10 protein-coding genes and 3 pseudogenes are annotated in these 16,410 nt (G+C 52.5%); 8 read left to right on the forward strand and 5 right to left on the reverse strand.

Translation table 11 applies throughout. The features are described 5' to 3' along the window. The first annotated feature begins 461 nt into the window (after nt 1-461). From BLV18_RS20095 to BLV18_RS20105, 3 genes and pseudogenes are all read left to right on the forward strand, one after another. Entirely contained in the window at nt 462-923 is a 462-nt protein-coding gene (locus tag BLV18_RS20095) for a helix-turn-helix domain-containing protein (RefSeq protein WP_090361320.1), read from the forward strand. A 59-nt stretch (nt 924-982) separates the two neighbouring features. Next, nucleotides 983-1,702: pseudogene (locus tag BLV18_RS20100) on the forward strand (transposase); the annotation flags it as partial. Then, nucleotides 1,686-2,048: pseudogene (locus tag BLV18_RS20105) on the forward strand (SulP family inorganic anion transporter); the annotation flags it as partial. The pseudogenes BLV18_RS20100 and BLV18_RS20105, both read left to right, overlap by 17 nt. Here the strand turns inward: BLV18_RS20105 and BLV18_RS20110 are convergent. Continuing rightward, nucleotides 1,965-2,711, reverse strand: coding sequence for an AAA family ATPase (locus tag BLV18_RS20110; RefSeq protein ID WP_244156903.1), 747 nt, complete (start codon nt 2,709-2,711; stop codon nt 1,965-1,967). The pseudogene BLV18_RS20105 and the gene BLV18_RS20110 overlap by 84 nt on opposite strands. Nucleotides 2,712-3,258: 547 nt before the next feature. On the opposite strand from BLV18_RS20110, the gene BLV18_RS20115 reads away from it, so the two are divergent. Next, a complete protein-coding gene (locus BLV18_RS20115; protein WP_090361324.1) occupies nt 3,259-4,281 on the forward strand; it encodes an AAA family ATPase in 1,023 nt (340 codons plus the stop codon). 123 nt (nt 4,282-4,404) lie between these two features. Then, nucleotides 4,405-6,822: a S8 family peptidase gene (locus BLV18_RS20120; RefSeq protein ID WP_167375963.1), complete on the forward strand. Its 2,418-nt coding sequence runs from the start codon at nt 4,405-4,407 to the stop codon at nt 6,820-6,822. Between the two features lie 309 nt (nt 6,823-7,131). Here the strand turns inward: BLV18_RS20120 and BLV18_RS20125 are convergent, their stop codons facing one another. Then, nucleotides 7,132-8,115 carry a tyrosine-type recombinase/integrase gene (locus tag BLV18_RS20125; protein WP_090361333.1) on the reverse strand — a complete coding sequence of 328 codons (984 nt, stop codon included), beginning with the start codon at nt 8,113-8,115 and terminating at the stop codon, nt 7,132-7,134. Between the two features lie 351 nt (nt 8,116-8,466). Here BLV18_RS20125 and BLV18_RS20130 point away from each other — a divergent pair, with 351 nt between their 5' ends. Genes BLV18_RS20130 through BLV18_RS20140 form a run of 3 tightly spaced genes read left to right on the forward strand, consistent with a single transcriptional unit; the run spans nt 8,467 to nt 13,600 of the window. Beyond that, nucleotides 8,467-10,749 (forward strand): ATP-binding protein, encoded by a 2,283-nt coding sequence (locus BLV18_RS20130; RefSeq protein ID WP_425272654.1) that lies wholly within the window; start codon nt 8,467-8,469, stop codon nt 10,747-10,749. Then, nucleotides 10,742-11,203, forward strand: coding sequence for a response regulator (locus tag BLV18_RS20135; protein ID WP_090361338.1), 462 nt, complete (start codon nt 10,742-10,744; stop codon nt 11,201-11,203). The genes BLV18_RS20130 and BLV18_RS20135 overlap by 8 nt, the downstream gene beginning before the upstream one ends. Before the next feature lie 24 nt (nt 11,204-11,227). Next, nucleotides 11,228-13,600 carry a hybrid sensor histidine kinase/response regulator gene (locus BLV18_RS20140; RefSeq protein ID WP_090361341.1) on the forward strand — a complete coding sequence of 791 codons (2,373 nt, stop codon included), beginning with the start codon at nt 11,228-11,230 and terminating at the stop codon, nt 13,598-13,600. A 17-nt stretch (nt 13,601-13,617) separates the two neighbouring features. Here BLV18_RS20140 and BLV18_RS20145 read toward each other — a convergent pair whose 3' ends face one another. The 3 genes and pseudogenes from BLV18_RS20145 to BLV18_RS22820 form a co-directional block, all read right to left on the reverse strand. Next, a complete protein-coding gene (locus BLV18_RS20145) occupies nt 13,618-13,983 on the reverse strand; it encodes a histone-like nucleoid-structuring protein, MvaT/MvaU family (RefSeq protein WP_090361344.1) in 366 nt (121 codons plus the stop codon). Between the two features lie 386 nt (nt 13,984-14,369). Continuing rightward, complete coding sequence (locus tag BLV18_RS22815) at nt 14,370-15,245, reverse strand: methyl-accepting chemotaxis protein (protein WP_411431746.1); 876 nt, start codon at nt 15,243-15,245, stop codon at nt 14,370-14,372. Further along, nucleotides 15,246-16,406: pseudogene (locus BLV18_RS22820) on the reverse strand (HAMP domain-containing protein); the annotation flags it as partial. Between the last annotated feature and the right edge of the window lie 4 nt (nt 16,407-16,410).

Consider the following 16,410-nt stretch of genomic DNA (forward strand, 5'->3'; position numbering starts at 1 on the left):
TTGCTCAGAAGTTCGGAAAGCCCCAATTCGTCGCTCAAGAGCTCCTCGGTGGAGACGACACTGCCATCCTGCCACCTCATGACGCTCACATGATACCAATGGGTGTTTAGCGACCTTGAGATGCTATTCCAATGCGCAAGGCCAATAACGAATAAACCTGGGGCACAAGCCATGTCATCTTCGTGAGTACAGAACATTCCTGGGTGTCCCAATCTCGTGCATCGCTTCGCGAAAGGGATGAGATCAGATTCCGTCGTCACGTTGCCCGGATTGCCGAACTACTGATAGTCACGGAGCTACCACTGCATCTCATCACTCAGGGCCTGCCACTACCGTCTGCTCGCATGAGCACCAGAGCACCGCCAGTGCAAGATGACGCCACTTAGGCGTCACGTTATCAATATATAGATTTGTTAGGCGGTACGCAAACGCGGCATACCGTCCCCTTTTAGGGGCCTAAAATGTCGCTACGCGAATCTTTTGGAGCGGTGCTACAGCTGCTCCGTACTCGAAAAGGTCTGACACAGAGTGATATCTCCAAGACCGTCGCCCAATCCCACGTTAGCCAGTTAGAGACCGCTAAGACTAGCCCTACCGTGGAGGTTATCTCCGATTTAGCGTCAGCGCTGGACATTCAACCTATGTCACTGCTTGCCTTGGCTCACGCGTCACATAAACGGAAGACCGCACGTGAAATGCTCATGGAGTCCATCGCTGAGCTGCACGAGCTAGAGTTGGCGGATGCTCCGCTACCGCTCAAATCGGAGTTGATAGTGACGCCAGCGATGGTAGAGGCTACCAGGAAGAGAAAGGCTGTCGAAGAGCTGAAGGCAAGGGGTCTGACCCAAGCTGAAGCTGCAAAGGAGTTAGGAATGGCGGAAAGCACGCTGAGACGACATTGGCATCAAACTGCTAAGGTGTAGTGGTCCAATGAAACCGGACACCCATTTAGGCGAGAATCCTCGCCACACAGAGGTGTTCGATGAGCAGACAACGACGTACCTTCACCCCCGAATTTAAGCGCGAAGCTGCCAGCTTGGTGCTTGACCAGGGCTACAGCCACGCTGATGCAGCCCAGTCGCTTGGGTTGTTAGAGTCGGCCTTGCGCCGGTGGGTCAACCAGCTCCAGCAGGACCGAGGCGGTGCCACACCGGCTAGCAAAGCGCTGACGCCTGAGCGGTAGAAAATCCAGGAACTGGAAGCCCGAATCAACCGCCTGGAACGAGAGAAATCGATTTTAAAAAGGCTACCGTGCTCTTGATGGCCGAGGAACACGAGCGTTCGCGTTAATCGATCAATTGCCGACTCAAGAGCCGATTGATCTGTTGTGCTCGGTATTTGAAGTAACCCGATATTGCTACTACGCGTACTGCCGGAAACGTCGGTATCAAAATGCCGAACGGGTGGTTTTGCGCAGCCGCGTGAACAGCTGTTTACGCAAAGCCGAAGCGCTGCGGCCAGCCGGAGCATCATGCTGATGATGAAAGCGGACCGCATGCAGATCGGGCGATTCAAGGTACGCAAGTTGATTCGCGAGATGAACCTGATCAGAAAACAGCCCGGTTCGCATGCCTATAAAAAGGCGACCGTGGAGCGACCTGATATTCCGAACGTGCTTGATCGAGGATTCACCGTCGCATCCCCAAACAAGGCCTTGTGCGGTGACATCACATACGTCTGGGCTGGAGGCCGATGGTACCACCAGTGACAAAAATCGGGAGTGCAAGGGTCAGGGTATTGACAACCTGGCATCCGGCGTTCTCGGCGGCATGGCTGGTTGCGCCATGATTGGCCAGTCGATCATTAACGTGAAGTCAGGCGGTCGGACACGACTCTCAACGTTATGCGCCGGCGTCTTTCTGCTTTTGATGGTTGTGTTTCTCGGCGAGTGGCTCTCCAGGATCCCAATGGCGGCGTTGGTAGCGGTCATGATCATGGTGTCCATAGGCACCTTCAGCTGGGACTCACTGCGCAACCTGAAACAGCATCCACTGTCGACCAACCTGGTTATGGTCGCAACCGTTGTCGTGGTCGTAGCCACCCATAGCGCTGTGCTTGTTCACCAGATACCGCATGTAGTCGCCCATACCAGCAATGCCCAACGCTTCTGCATCAACGGGGCTAGCAGGCGGGGTCGCGGTATCGAAAGCGTTTCCGACATCGATGCTTGGGAAGCTGCTCAAAACCTGAGAGAGCCGAGAATTGCGGCCTGGCGACATCTCGCGCTCTGCATCACGCAATGGTTTCAGGTACGCAGTGGCGAGCAGAAGACGGGCCCCTGCATCCAGGGACGGCCCTTCCCCGTTCTCTCCGGAACGCACTGAAACATCCACCCATCTGCGGGTGAGCGTTGAGCCTTGGACGCGCGTGGCTGACCAATGGATGTGCAGCCGACCTACGCTGTTCTTGTAGGTAACATACTCAGCGAACGCACCCAGTTCGGCCTTACTCAAACCATCTAATGTGCACCTCAACGTAATGGTGCTGGCCTGAGCTCCGCTGTCATCGATATGGAAGTCTTCTAGTTGCAGCTTCAGGTATTCGGCATCACGAGTTTGCAGTACATACCGGATCGCATCGATGACTGCCGTTTTACCTGCATCATTTTCCCCAACCAGCGCGGTGACACCTGGGTTGAAGGTGACCTGCAAGCCATGGTTGGCCTGGCCAAACTGGCGGAAATTGTCTAGCTTCAAAACAGATAGGTACACAGCGACGCTCCCTGTTACTCATGACGAGACAGGGACGCCTATCTTGGCCGTTTCTGCCAACGCAGTGCATCCCTGATGACTGGTAGCTTTATGACATGATCTAGCGGACGAAACCATTCTCTTGGGATGACTGTCCGCTACTGGCCGTTAGCTGTTACCTCAGTAAGGGCAGCTTCGGGTCGTTTCCAGCCGGTCAAGGCGTACCGGTGCACTGGGCATATCCAATGCAGATGGCTGGTCAAATCGAATGCAAACAGGTGGTTAAATTAGTCGATTACCCACTGTGCGTTGGAGGTTGGCCTGAGCTGCAATGAACGTGGCGCCTGTGCCTTAGATTGCATGGCCATTAGCGACCATCAGCGGCTTGTGACCCAGCAGCTGCGGCATCTGACGATGCTTGATCAGATTTGCCGTGGGGTGGACCACTGATTGGTGGTGCCTCCATTTCAGGGTGAAATCAGATGATCGTAAGTAGGCCTGGTTAGGCGAATAGACTAGAATGCCATCAAACGCAGTGGCCCGCAGACAGGACAGGGATATCGCTCAAATGGCTACGGCCCAACAAATCATTGCTCTGCTAAGCAGCCATAATCAGGGGGATGAGGAGCAATTCCTCTCAATCGCCTTGCAGGTTGCGGCCGCTGAAGCGAGACGCGGTCGGAATGATGTTGCGGCCGAGCTGAAAACGCTGGTTGATACTGCTCGGAAACGTGGACAGAGCAAATCGCGTCAGGGGCCGAGCCATGAGCAGGTTGCCATTCCGATTTCTAAACCTCGTGGCGAACTGGAAAACCTTCTCTCTGTAGCCTACCCAAAATCTCAGCTGCAAGATTTGATCTTGGATGAGTCCAAGAGTAACCGGTTGAGGAGGCTAATCCACCAACAGCGTCAGCGGGATAAGCTGAGAGCTCATGGCATGCCTCCTAGTTCGCGGCTACTTCTGGTGGGACCTCCTGGCGCCGGCAAGACGTTGACTGCTTCCGTTTTATCCGGGGAGCTCCAGCTGCCTTTATTTACCATCCGCCTAGAAACGCTAATCACCCGTTACATGGGTGAAACTGCATCCAAATTACGTTTGATTTTTGACCATCTCAATACAGTACGCGCAATATACCTCTTCGATGAATTTGATGCGATTGGGGGGCGGCGTAACGCTGATAACGACGTTGGCGAAATGCGCCGCGTCTTAAACTCCTTTCTTCAGTTCTTGGAAGAACCTAATAGCACTGATAGCCTAGTGGTGGCGACTACGAATCATCCAGAGCTCCTTGATAAAGCGCTTTTCCGACGATTTGATGAAGTAATCGAGTACGCCCTGCCGGATGCTAAGGGTATAAAAGCGGTTATAGAGATGTGTATGAGCGCCTATCTTCCCAAAAGAATGTCATGGGCCAAGATCGGCACTGTTGCTTCAGGTCTCAGTCAAGCTGAGATCAGCCGTGCGGCGGCTGAAGTCATAAAAGACTTGATTCTCCACGATGCTAAGCAGGCATCTGTCGAGCAGATTGTAGCCGCACTTCTGCAACGGCATGAACTCAAAGATACTCTTTCAGGATTAGGCCCTAGCTGATAGCTAAAACGTCTTGGGCTTTGGATTTATGGAAAAATTCCAATATGGCATCGTACGAGCTTCCGCACTGCAGATTTAAAAAAATTTAAATCTGGTCGCCCTTATAAAAAACGGCAGATGGATATGAGCTCTGCCTCGAACGAGCGAGAGGCAGGCCATGGGAGTCGTCTCCGTGAGAGATTTGATCTTTCCATCAAAGCTCATGCAGGGCGAAATGGATATTTCAGCAATGAGATTAGCGAAACTCCACCCGCTCTTTACCTCGATGTAGTGATTCAAGCAGGGGCGCCCCCGCCCGATCTTAATTGGAAAACACAACACATTCGGTTATCGGCTCTGAGGGTGCAAGAAGACGGAGTAACTGTCGGCGCGTTGTACGTGCCTGAAAGCTCGGTTTCCTTTTTTGATCAAAAACTAGTTGAGTATGCCGAGCAGAGAACTCCAGGAGGCAAACCAAAGAACGACTCAAAGTTCTCTTCCCTAAATCATTTCTCACTCGGATCCATTCAGAGCCTCTGGACAGATTCTCGCCCCTTCCCAGCAGGTACGAATAATCTTTGGTGGGAGTGCTGGTGCGGATCATCTCAAGTCAATCTGATCAGACGAATAGCGGAAAAGCTCAATCTTAGAATTAACGAAAATCTGCTAGTTTTCCCCGATACCGAGGTCCTGCTAATTTTTGCAAATGCTGTCGAAATATCTATGCTTGTGGATAATTCCTGTGGTATCCAAGAGCTGCGAAAAGCATCCGACAGCCCTTACTTCTTCACTAGGTTAGCGCCTCGTGAGCAACAAGACTGGAGTAATAACTTACTAGAGCGGATCCGGATTACCGGCAATGACCGCCCCGCAGTTTGTATCTTGGATAACGGCGTGAACTCGGCACATCCATTACTGCAGCCAGCGTTAGATCCAGAAGATTGTCAAGCAATAAATAGCGACTGGGGAAGCGATGACCATAATGGGCATGGTACCAACATGGCGGGAGCCGCATTGTTTGGTGATATGACCTATGCGTTGGCTGACCAAAGAGATTTGGAGCTAACCTACAAGCTAGAGTCAGTAAAATTCTTGCCACCCTCCGGCTGGGCACGTAACGCTCCGGAAAGCTATGGAATCATTACTCAGGCAGCGGTTAGCTTAGCGGAAACGAAGGCTCCTACAAGGAGCCGAGTATTCTGTATGGCCGTGTCGAATGAGCATGTCTCTGGAGAGCGGCCAACAACATGGAGCTCTGCGATCGATCAGTTGTGTTCCGGTACAATGATTGGTGACTTTGACGATGAAGATCATTCTGGTCCACGACGCCTATTTATACTTTCGGCAGGCAATATTCCGGATTCAACAAACCCTGCAGATGTATCTGATCTTTACGACTATCCAATCGAAGATCCTGCTCAATCTTGGAATGCAATAGCCATAGGCGGATTCACCAATAAAACTGATTTGGATGGGCAGCCTGGATATGAGGGCTGGGGAGCATTCTCCGAGGCAGGAGATCACAGTCCCTACAGTAGGTCATCGGTCGATTGGGAGCATAGTCGATGCCCCATCAAACCTGAGGTTGTCTTCGAAGCAGGTAACAAAGCCTTAAGCCCTGATGGTCAGCAATTCTATTCAGGAGTACCTGCGCTCTCGATTTTGACAACTGCTAGAAACTTTGCACGAAATCCAATCGAAGAGTTTTGGGCTACTAGCTCAGCAACGGCCCAAGCTGCGGGTATGGCTGCCGCCATCATAGCTGAGCACCCAGACTTCTGGCCAGAAACGGTTCGAGCGCTGATGATTCATAGTGCGCAATGGACACCTGCCATGCTCCAAAAATTACGAGGAAAGAGCAAGAGAGAGCGCATCCTTCTCGCTCGGCATTTTGGATATGGAGTTCCGCAGTTAGCACGCGCTCTAGCTTCTGCTGAGCACGATTTAGCGTTGATATCTGAAGCCCATATTCAGCCGTTTAAGAAGGATCTAGACTCCCGAGGACGAGAGAGCGGCGAGCCTCATTTCAATGAAGTCCACTACTACGATCTTCCATGGCCAAAAGACGAACTTGAGCGGCTTGAAAACCGTGTTGTTCAGTTGAAAATAACTTTATCGTACTTCATAGAGCCGAGCCCTAGCGAGCTAGCACAAGTTATTCCCGCAAGATGTCAGTCATTTGGACTTAGATTCGATTTGAAGCGTAAATCAGAAACTGAGCCGGCATTCCGTCATCGGATAAATAAGCTGGAGTCGCTTGAGCAAAAACCACCAAAAACAGAGAGTGACAATAACTGGACGTTTGGTTCAAAACATATTTCCGCCGGATCGGTACATAGTGATGTCTGGGTAGGCCCAGCGATCGACTTGGCAGCAAGAGACAAAATTGCAATATCACCGGTTTCCGGATGGTGGCGATATCGCCACCATTTGGGAAAGTACAACAGTCAAGCTCGATATAGCCTTATAGTATCCATTTCATCTGAGGGTGAGGATGTTAGGCTCTATACGGAAATCTCAAACCTAATCGCAGCTTCGGTTGAGCCAAATATTCTTGTATAAATCAATCAAACTAGGAAATTTCTGCCTGAAAGCACTTATCAGGGCAAAAACTGTGATATTTAATTCGGTTTGGATTGCTCACTATAAGCATTACGCCCTAGTCTTCCTCGTATTGCGACTGCCCAGCTAAAGCTTGGTCGTCGCTTACTTGGCCGTTGTAGGTAAGCCCCATAGAAAAGATAGGCTAGACGCGCTCATCCCGGCGCCTTAGAGGTCCCCGAGACCTGACTTAAATGTGAGTCGCTCCAGCTTGGGTAGACACTGGATGACTGCTATTGGCCGATAGCTGACGTCAGTCTGTAGTTACGATCAGTACTTTATCTTATACGTAGGCGAATCCTCCGATCGGTTCTGCCGCCGGTCGTAGATCTTCGTCGTGCTGATATTGGCATGCCCCAGCCAGGCTTGCACCTTGGCGATGTCCGCTTCATGTTCCAAGGCATTGGTGGCCGCAGTAGCCCGCAGGCCATGGACACCCAGCCCGTCGACCTGGATGCCGGCCTTTCTTGCATAGGCTTCCACCAGTGTGTAGATGCCATTGGCCGTGACGCCCAGGCCTTTCGCCCAGTGCCGCAAGGGCACGAACAGCGGCGCCTTCGGGTTGGCCAGCGCATGCCCCGAGCGTTCCAGGTACGCATGAATCCGATCCGCTGCTACAGGATGCACGGGGAGGTACCGCACCTTGCCGCCTTTACCGTGCACCATGAGGTGGCGAATGCCTCGACGCTCAACCAGGTGATTGACCTGCAGCTGCGCGGCTTCTTCCCGGCGTAGGCCGTGGTACAGCAACACGGCCAGGATCGCCCGGTCGCGCAGGCCTTTCAGGGTCGTATCATCCGGCGCATCGAGCAGTGCCTTAGCCTGGTGATCGCCCAGGGCCGGTGTCTTGCCTTCATTGGTTTCGATCCGGGGCCGTTTGACGCCATGCACTGGATTGCCACCGGCCACTGCATTGCTGTCCAGGAGGTGATCGAACAGGCTGGCCAACGCGGCGAGCTTGCGCCGAATGGTAGCCCCTGCCAGGCCGCGCCCTTCCAGATCCGCGCGCCAGGCCAAGACATGCGAGCGGGTGACCTGGCGAAAGTCCTCGGCGCTGGCCAGCCCTATAAAGGAAGAGAAATCCGTCAGATCGTTTTGGTAGGCACGGCGCGTGCGAGGGTTGTCGATGTTGGCAAACCATTCGACGGCGGCCGGTACCGCGGCCAGCTGCTGAAACTCGATCGCTGTAAGCCGCCTCTCCCCCTCTCGCACTGCAACCGCATGGCTTTGAACGGTTGTCACGCTTGTGGTCATGTATTCAACCCGTTTCGATAATCAGGTCATATCGGGCACGTTGTGTCGCCTATCCGTACACCTTACCCGAAAACGTCCCTTTACTGGTGATAACCTATATTTTGCCGTAAACACGAGTTCTGAATGCAGCACTCCGCTACGCAATCATCCCTAACGTATGCCACTGACAAACGTCCGTTAGGCACATCGTTGCCTTCACCCTCGAATCGTTCCAGCCTACAATCGCTGCCCAAACGAGCACTGTCTTTCGTCTGCTCGGACCCCTTATCAAAGCTATGGCAATGAATTATCTGTGCGAATCGGCTTCCACATGCCGCAGACACAGAATGCTTCAACCAATGGTGAACCGTGCTGACTCAAGATCAATCCCAAGCCCTTCAAGCTGCAGTGGAAAATTGCGCAAGAGAGCCTATCCGCATCCCAGGCAGCATCCAGCCCCAAGGGTTTCTCCTGGTCATCGAAGAGCCTGACATGCTTGTCAGGCAATTCAGTGAAAACCTTCCAGAATGGCTTGGCGTCTCACCTGACGTCCTGCTAGGCGCTCGATTCGAAGACGTCATCTCTGAAGGTGCTGAGCTGATTGAGCAGTTAGGCGAGCTCGAAGAGGACGAAACGCATCCCTATCATGTGGCTGACGTGCGTTTTCTGATCGGAAATCACTCCGGCACACAGCTACCTCTGATGCTGCACAGGCATGACCAAGTACTGATCGCTGAATTTGAGCGTACCGATGCCGGCACCGTGACTCACAACCGTTTGTATCCGATCGTACGATCCTTTATCAGCAGCGCACCTGAGATTGAAACAGTCACTGCCTTGTGTGAGCGCGCCGTACGTGTTGTCAAACGTCTGAGTGGATTTGGCCGCGTCAAAGCGTACCAATTTGATGAGCAGGGTAACGGCCTGGTGAATGCCGAGCTGCTTGATGATGGGTACCAGAGCTATCTGGGGCTGTGCTTCCCCGCATCCGACATCCCAGCCCAGGCGAGGGAGCTGTACTGCACCAATCGAATTCGCGTGATTGAGGACGCTGACTACAAGCCCGCCAGGTTGATACCCGAATTTAACCCCATAACCAATCAGCCACTGGATCTGAGCTTTGCAGCATTGCGCAGCGTATCGCCTGTTCACTTGCAGTACATGCGCAATATGCAGACGCTGAGCTCCATGTCGATATCGATTGTGGTTGAGGGTCGACTTTGGGGGCTCATATCCTGCCATCACCACACCCCTCATACCGTTAGCTTCCAAACGCGGACCGCTTGTGAGCTGCTCGGCCGAGTCTTATCCCTGCAGATTGAAAGTCGTGAAACGCATATCAAAACGTCTCGCATGCTGCAAATCCGTAACCGCATGGTGAGGCTACTGTCGGCCATTGCCGACTGCGATAGCGTCCTGCTCGGACTGCGTGCGGAAGCCGATATTTTCATGGGCTTTGTCGGTGCGGCAGGTGCTGCGGTAGTTTCAGGTGCGGGCTGCGATATTTACGGACAAACGCCTTCAAAAGCACAGGTCCAGTCATTGGCCGAATGGCTCTTCAGAAGACCCGATAGAGATTTTTTTGAGACAGACAATGCCGGCAACACCATCTCAGATTTGCCTGCCATAGGCCGGGCTACCAGTGGTGTTTTGGCCGTGGCCATTTCGGAGCTGCATCCCCATTACCTGATCTGGTTCAAGCCGGAGCTGACTCAGGTCGTTCATTGGGCAGGTAAGCCCGACAAAGTTATCGATGACTCAGGATCACTCAATCCGCGGGTCAGTTTTGAGCAGTGGCAAGAAACCGTACGAGGATTCTCAACGCCTTGGCTGCCCAGCGAAACTGAAGGGGTTCTGGAGCTACGGCAAGCGGTCTTGGGCATCGTCCTTCGCAAGGCTGAAGAATTGGCACAGCTATCTGAGGATTTAAAGGTTTCCAACAAAGAGCTCGAGGCCTTTTCCTACAGCGTCTCGCATGATTTGCGTGCGCCTTTGCGGCACATTGCAGGCTATGCAGAGCTCCTGGAAGACATGGAAGGCGAAAATCTCACGGTTAGAGGCCAACGGTTTCTGGAGACCATTGGTGACTCTGCTCGCTTCGCCGGCACCCTGGTTGATAATCTGCTCAGCTTCTCGCAGATGGGACGTTCCGCGATCCATCTGGCTCCAATCGATCTCAACGCCATGATCGACACCATACGCTTGGAGATGGCCCCTGACTATGAAGGGCAGCAGGTGGAGTGGAAGTACGAGCAGTTGCCTCAGCTGGTCGCGGACCCGGCGTTCATTCACCTGGCCATGCGTAACCTAATCTCCAATGCGTTGAAGTACTCCCGCGATCGATCGATTTCTGTCATCGAGATTGAAGGGTTGAAGCGCGAGGATGATGTTGTCATCACCGTCCGCGACAATGGTGTGGGATTTGACATGCAGTACGTGGACAAGCTCTTCGGCGTTTTTCAGCGCCTTCACCGGGTTGAAGAGTTCGAAGGTACCGGAATCGGTCTTGCGAACGTCAGACGAATCATCGAACGCCACAGCGGTACTGTGTGGGCTCGCGGACAAGTCGACCAAGGCTCTGAATTTTCATTCTCATTGCCAAACAAAATGCTGCCTGTGCTGGAGCGTCGAGAGGGTAAAAACACTCATGCTTAAGCCAATTTTGTTGGTAGAAGACAACCCTAACGACCTGGAATTAGCCCTGATTGCGCTGGAAAGAAGCCAACTGACTAATGAAGTGGTGATCATGCGAGACGGCGCGGAGGCTATGGATTACCTTCTGCGCCGTAATGAATATTCAGATCGTCAGGAAGGCAACCCAGCCGTTTTGCTGCTTGATGTTAAGCTTCCGAAAGTCAATGGTCTTGAGGTGTTAGAGGCTATTCGCCAGACCGAAGCTCTGCGCAGTATTCCTGTCGTGATGTTGACGTCTTCCAGGGAGGAACCTGACTTGGAACGTGCCTATCAGCTTGGCGTTAATGCCTATGTCGTCAAACCAGTGAAATTCAAAGAGTTCGTTTCAGCTATTACAGATCTTGGGATGTTCTGGGCCGTGCTGAATGAGCCACCTGTAGGATCGGCGCGATTTGTGAGAAAGCCAAAATCATAACCTCTCATAATCTGTGTGAACTCAATGCCTGACTCGCTGCTGAAGCTACTTTTGGTCGAGGACAGCATTCATGATGTTGAGCTCACCTTACTCACCCTGGAAAATGCTGGGCTATCCATCGAGCCCGTCGTTGTGCATAACCATACCGGCGCAGAACATGCCTTAAGACAGCAGGTTTTCAGCGTGATCATCTGTGATTACCTGTTACCTTCCTCCTCAGGGCTTCAGGTCCTGCAGGTAGCCAAGACTTATGCTCCCGGTACGCCATTTATCTTCTTATCCGGAGTGTTGAACGGTCAAAACTCGACAGACACCTCCCGGCATGGTGCGACTGACTATGTGCTCAAGCACAACCTCAAGATGCTGCCCAAAGTCATATGGCGTGCCGTCACTGAGGTTAAGGAACGCGAGCAGCGTATTCTTGCTGAGTCGGAGCTTGAGGAGGTCAGAGATCGAGCAAAGCTTGCCATCGAAGCTGCCGAAATGGGGGTTTGGGAGCTAAATTTGGGCACTCAGCAGGTGATCTGGGATGATCGGTGTAAGGAGCTCTACGAATGGACACCCGGCTCATCACTCGCGCTTGAGGAGATTTTGAAGCAGACATACCCTGCTGATGCTTTTCTACTAAGTTATAAAATCCAACAAGCTATATCTCAGGAGTCAACGTTCACTGCTGAGTACCGTATCCAACTGCCTAGCAATCAATTCCGATGGCTCTTATCCAGCGGCCGCTCGATTTTCAAAGATGGGCAGTGCGTTCGTTTTTCAGGTGTTCTTCAGGACATCAGCGAACGGAAGGAAGCTACCCAGACGCTCCTCAGGCTCAACGAAGCATTGGGTGAGAGAGTGCAGCAACGTACCCGCGAGCGAGATCGAACCTGGGAGCTGTCCCGCGAACTGCTTGCTGTCCTGAGCACCGACATGACGCCTGTTGCATTCAATCCTGCTTGGCAAACCACGCTGGGATGGTCTTCCGAAGAAATCAGCAGAAATACGCTACAGGTGCTGATCCATCCCGATGACTTGACCACCACCATACTCGAGATACGCAAGGTCACGATGGGCACCGTTTCAACCAGATTTGAGAACCGTATGCAGCATGCTAACGGCGAATATCGCTGGTTATCGTGGACTATCGTGCCTGAGGACGGATTGATGTACGCAGCGGTTCGAGACATGACTGAAGAGCGTACGGTCATGCATCAATTGGGCATGATGAACCAGCGGTTGGTCGAGCAAATCGAAGAACGTAAGCGTGTAGAGGAGGCTCTGAACCAGATGCAGCGGCTTGAAGTGGTTGGTCAACTGACTGCCGGCTTGGCTCACGACTTCAACAACCTGTTGACGATTGTCCTGACCAGTACTTCTTTGGCCGACTCAGCCCTCAAGAAGGGAAATTACGATCGTGTGTCAGCGCGTCACCGTAACATTCAGGAAGCCGGTGAACGAGGCGCAAAGCTGACCGCACAACTGCTGTCTTTCGCCAGAAGACAGCGTCTGGACCCAAAATCAATCGACTTGAACGCGACCATACGAGGAATGCGAGACCTGCTTCATAAAGCACTGGGTGCAACTGTTTGGTATGAGAGTCGGCTCGCTGATGATCTATGGACAGTCTCTGCCGATCCAACCCAAACCGAGATGATTATTCTAAACCTCGCCATCAACGCTCGTGATGCGATGCCAGATGGTGGCGCACTCATGCTCCGAACCTTCAATGAGGAGGTGGTGCAAACTCCTCTGCGCCCAGAAGATCCCGAGCCAGGTAAATACGTGGTGTTTGCGCTTAGTGATAGTGGGTCAGGCATGACTTCAGAGATAAGGGACAAAGTCTTTGAGCCATTTTTCACTACCAAGGAGGTTGGAAAGGGCTCAGGTCTAGGCCTAGCCCAGGTTTTTGGTTTTGCTAAGCAATCAGGTGGAGGCGTGCAGATTGAGACCGAAGTAGGTGAAGGAACGACGGTGTCAGTTTATTTCCCGATTGCCGAACAAGCGGAGATGCTGGGAGGATCCTTGATACCTCTATCCACGGATAGCGGTCCAAAAACTGTGTTGCTCGTAGATGATGACGAGGCGGTTCGGGAGGTTACTCAATTGTTGCTCAGCTCCTTTGGCCACCATGTGCTCACATCCAATGGTGGCCATGATGCGCTATCAAAGCTCACATCTGACATCGATATCGTAGTGACTGATTACTCTATGCCTGGAATGACAGGTTCAGATTTGGCACTGGAACTCTATACACGCAATCCAGAGCTGCCCGTGATCGTGATCACAGGCTTTGCAGACATTGCTGACGTTGGCCTGGGAACCCTAAAGGTATTGCAAAAACCCTTTTCCAACCAGGCATTACAGCAGGCTATCTCTGTAGCTCTTCAGGCACCATCGAGCTTCTGAACGAACACGGCCGCTCGTTAGGAAAGCCAAGATTCGACGGTATCTCCGCCATGCTCGGCTTTCCAAGCCTTCAACGTTTTATGGTTGCCGCCCTTGGTCTCGACTGTCTCGCCCGTGTGAGGGTTACGATAAACCTTCAGAGCTCTGCTTTTTCGAGTGGTTTTTTTGGACTGTGTCTCTGATAGCTGGCCAAGCTCAGCCTGGGGATCCATGATCGCTACTACGTCCCTCAAGCTTTTGCTGTACTCGCCCAGTAAATCACGAAGCTTACCTTCAAATTCGATCTCTTTTTTCAGGCCTTCATTATCTTTCATGGCTTCCAGCGCATGAAGCTGTTCAGCCAAGTCGCGTTCCAGGCGACGAAATTCTGCAAGCTTCGACATCGTATTTCCTCTCTATAGGTCGGCAAAAGGCGCGTAGTATGAATCAAGGATGAATCCTTCACCACGACATAACGCTGGCCGCTGCACCTAGCCTAGCCTAGCCTGGATTATTTCAGTTCGGGGCGAACGAGACGCTAGTCGAAGCACCTAATCTATGCCACGCCATATGGCGTCCAATCTGAAGGTAAATGTATGCCAGTCGTTCTCAAGACGTAACCGTCCGGGCAAGTCATCTAGCGTAGCTGGCTCTATTGTTTTACGAGATTGCGCAACGATGAAGCTCAGCCCTCAATGTCGATCAGGGACTGCCGGGCATCATCACCCCAGTCAGACCCGATCAAAGCACTTTCTCGTGCTATCAACAATTGAAACGCTTGAGATTCCTTTCAAGCGTTGCTGGATAACTTAAACTTGCCGACTACGCTGCGAAGTTCATTAGCGAGCAATGAAAGCTCGTCAGCCGTTACGGCGTTGTCCTCTACGCCTTTCATGACGATTAAGCTGCTGTTTCGAATGCCGATGACGTTGCGATTGATATCCTCTGAGACCGAATGTTGCTGCACCGCCGCACTTGCAATCTGAGTGTTCATGCCCACAATTCCGTCTACTGCTTCATTGATCTGGTTCAGGCTGCCAGACGCTTGGCTCGCTGCCTGAATGCATTCCCTAGCTCGGGTTTGCCCAGCTTTCATCTGTTGAACAGCGGCATCAGTAGCGCCTTGCAACTGTTGGATGATCCGTCGAATTTCTTCTGTGGAGTTTTGTGTGCGCGAGGCCAGAGTCCGCACTTCGTCAGCCACGACCGCGAAACCACGGCCTTGCTCGCCAGCTCGCGCCGCCTCGATGGCCGCGTTGAGGGCCAGCAGGTTAGTCTGATCCGCGATGGTACTGATGACCTCGATGACACCACCGATTTCTTTGCTGTGTGTCGCTAACGCTTCGACTTTGCTTGCACTGAGCTCCACTTCGTTGGCCAACGCCTCAATAGCGGCACTTGTTTCAATCATAACTTTCAAGCCGTCGTTAGACGCACTGCTTGCAGATTCAGCGGCACGTGCTGCGCCCTCGGTATTCTGGGCCACGTCGGCAACGCTCGCGGTCATTTCGTTGATGGCAGTAGCAACCTGCTCGGTTTCAGCCTGTTGTGAGTTCATTGAGGCTTTGGCTTGGCCTATGGAGATCTCTAGTCGCTTTGCCGCATCTGAGACTGAATGCGAGCTACGCTCCACCTGGCTCAGTGAGCCAGAGAAGGCCGTTACCATGCGGTTAAGTCCCTCGCCTACATCACCGATTTCATCGTGGCTGTTGATTCGGACGCGCGCGCTCAGATCGCCTTGAGCAATACGTGCCGTCACAGCTAGGAGCTCATCAACCCCAATCCGCAGAGCCTTGTAGATGCCGACGAACGCATAGAGCAGCAGTATCGCAATGGCGATAAATAGCTCAGTGCCGAAAGTACGCTCATTACTCAGTGTATTCAGACGCTCATCAATTCGAATTCGCAGCGATTCCTGCATCTGATCCTGAGCTTTGTAAAACTGAGCAACGACGGCGTTTCCACGCTCGCCCAAGGTGTTGGCATTCACGTTTGAGCGCTTGCTCGGATCAAGGTAGTCCACCAGGTCTTTACGCAGATTTTCCAGGTCGGTAATGGCTGTTGTTACAGACGGCTGAACTACACCAGATAATTTCGGCTCTTCTCGGCGAAGCAGGGAAAGGCTCTGCTGCAACTCTTGACGCATTAGCAGCTCCTGTTTCAACAAAGTCTGGGCAAAAATACGAGTGGTGTCGTCCAGAGGACGGTCAGCGCTAAAACCGCTGGCCAGACCGCGAATCTGTCCGACCAGATTTATTTGCCGAGGCAGACGTATAGAGCTTAGATCGATGAGGTACAACGAACCTGCTTCTTCGTCCAAAATCATGCCGGAAGTGGCCGTAATGTAGTAAACGAAATTCATTAGGTCGGTTAACTGGTCGTTCCACGCGGAAAAGATCACCAAAGGTGCTTCGCCTGCTTTGGCGCGTTCAACCAGCTGCACACTAGCGGTACGCAACGTCTGAACTCGGTCTGTCGTTGCCAGTTGGGTGCTAAATTTTGCGTCCTGCGCAGCAAGAGTCGCATAGGCATCGTTAAGCTTTTCAGCATTGCGTGCTGCATTGGCTACTGCGTTGGTGTCACCGCTGAGCATGCCGTGTGTCAGCGCCCTCTGAATCATGGTTAGACGCAGGATAGGGGTGACGTCCAACAAGTATTGTTGACCCACCTGTTCATGCTTGATGCCCGTGATGCTCGTGTTCAGTGAAAGCATCACCCGGGTGCCTAGCAGGAGCAGAGGAATCAGGACAATAAATCCCAAAATTGCGAATTTCATGGGAAATCGAACACGGTTGGTAACGAACAGGGCAGGCGCTAATAAATTCATCGGG

This window comes from Pseudomonas coleopterorum, from assembly GCF_900105555.1.
In the GTDB taxonomy this organism is placed as follows: Bacteria; Pseudomonadota; Gammaproteobacteria; order Pseudomonadales; family Pseudomonadaceae; genus Aquipseudomonas; species Aquipseudomonas coleopterorum.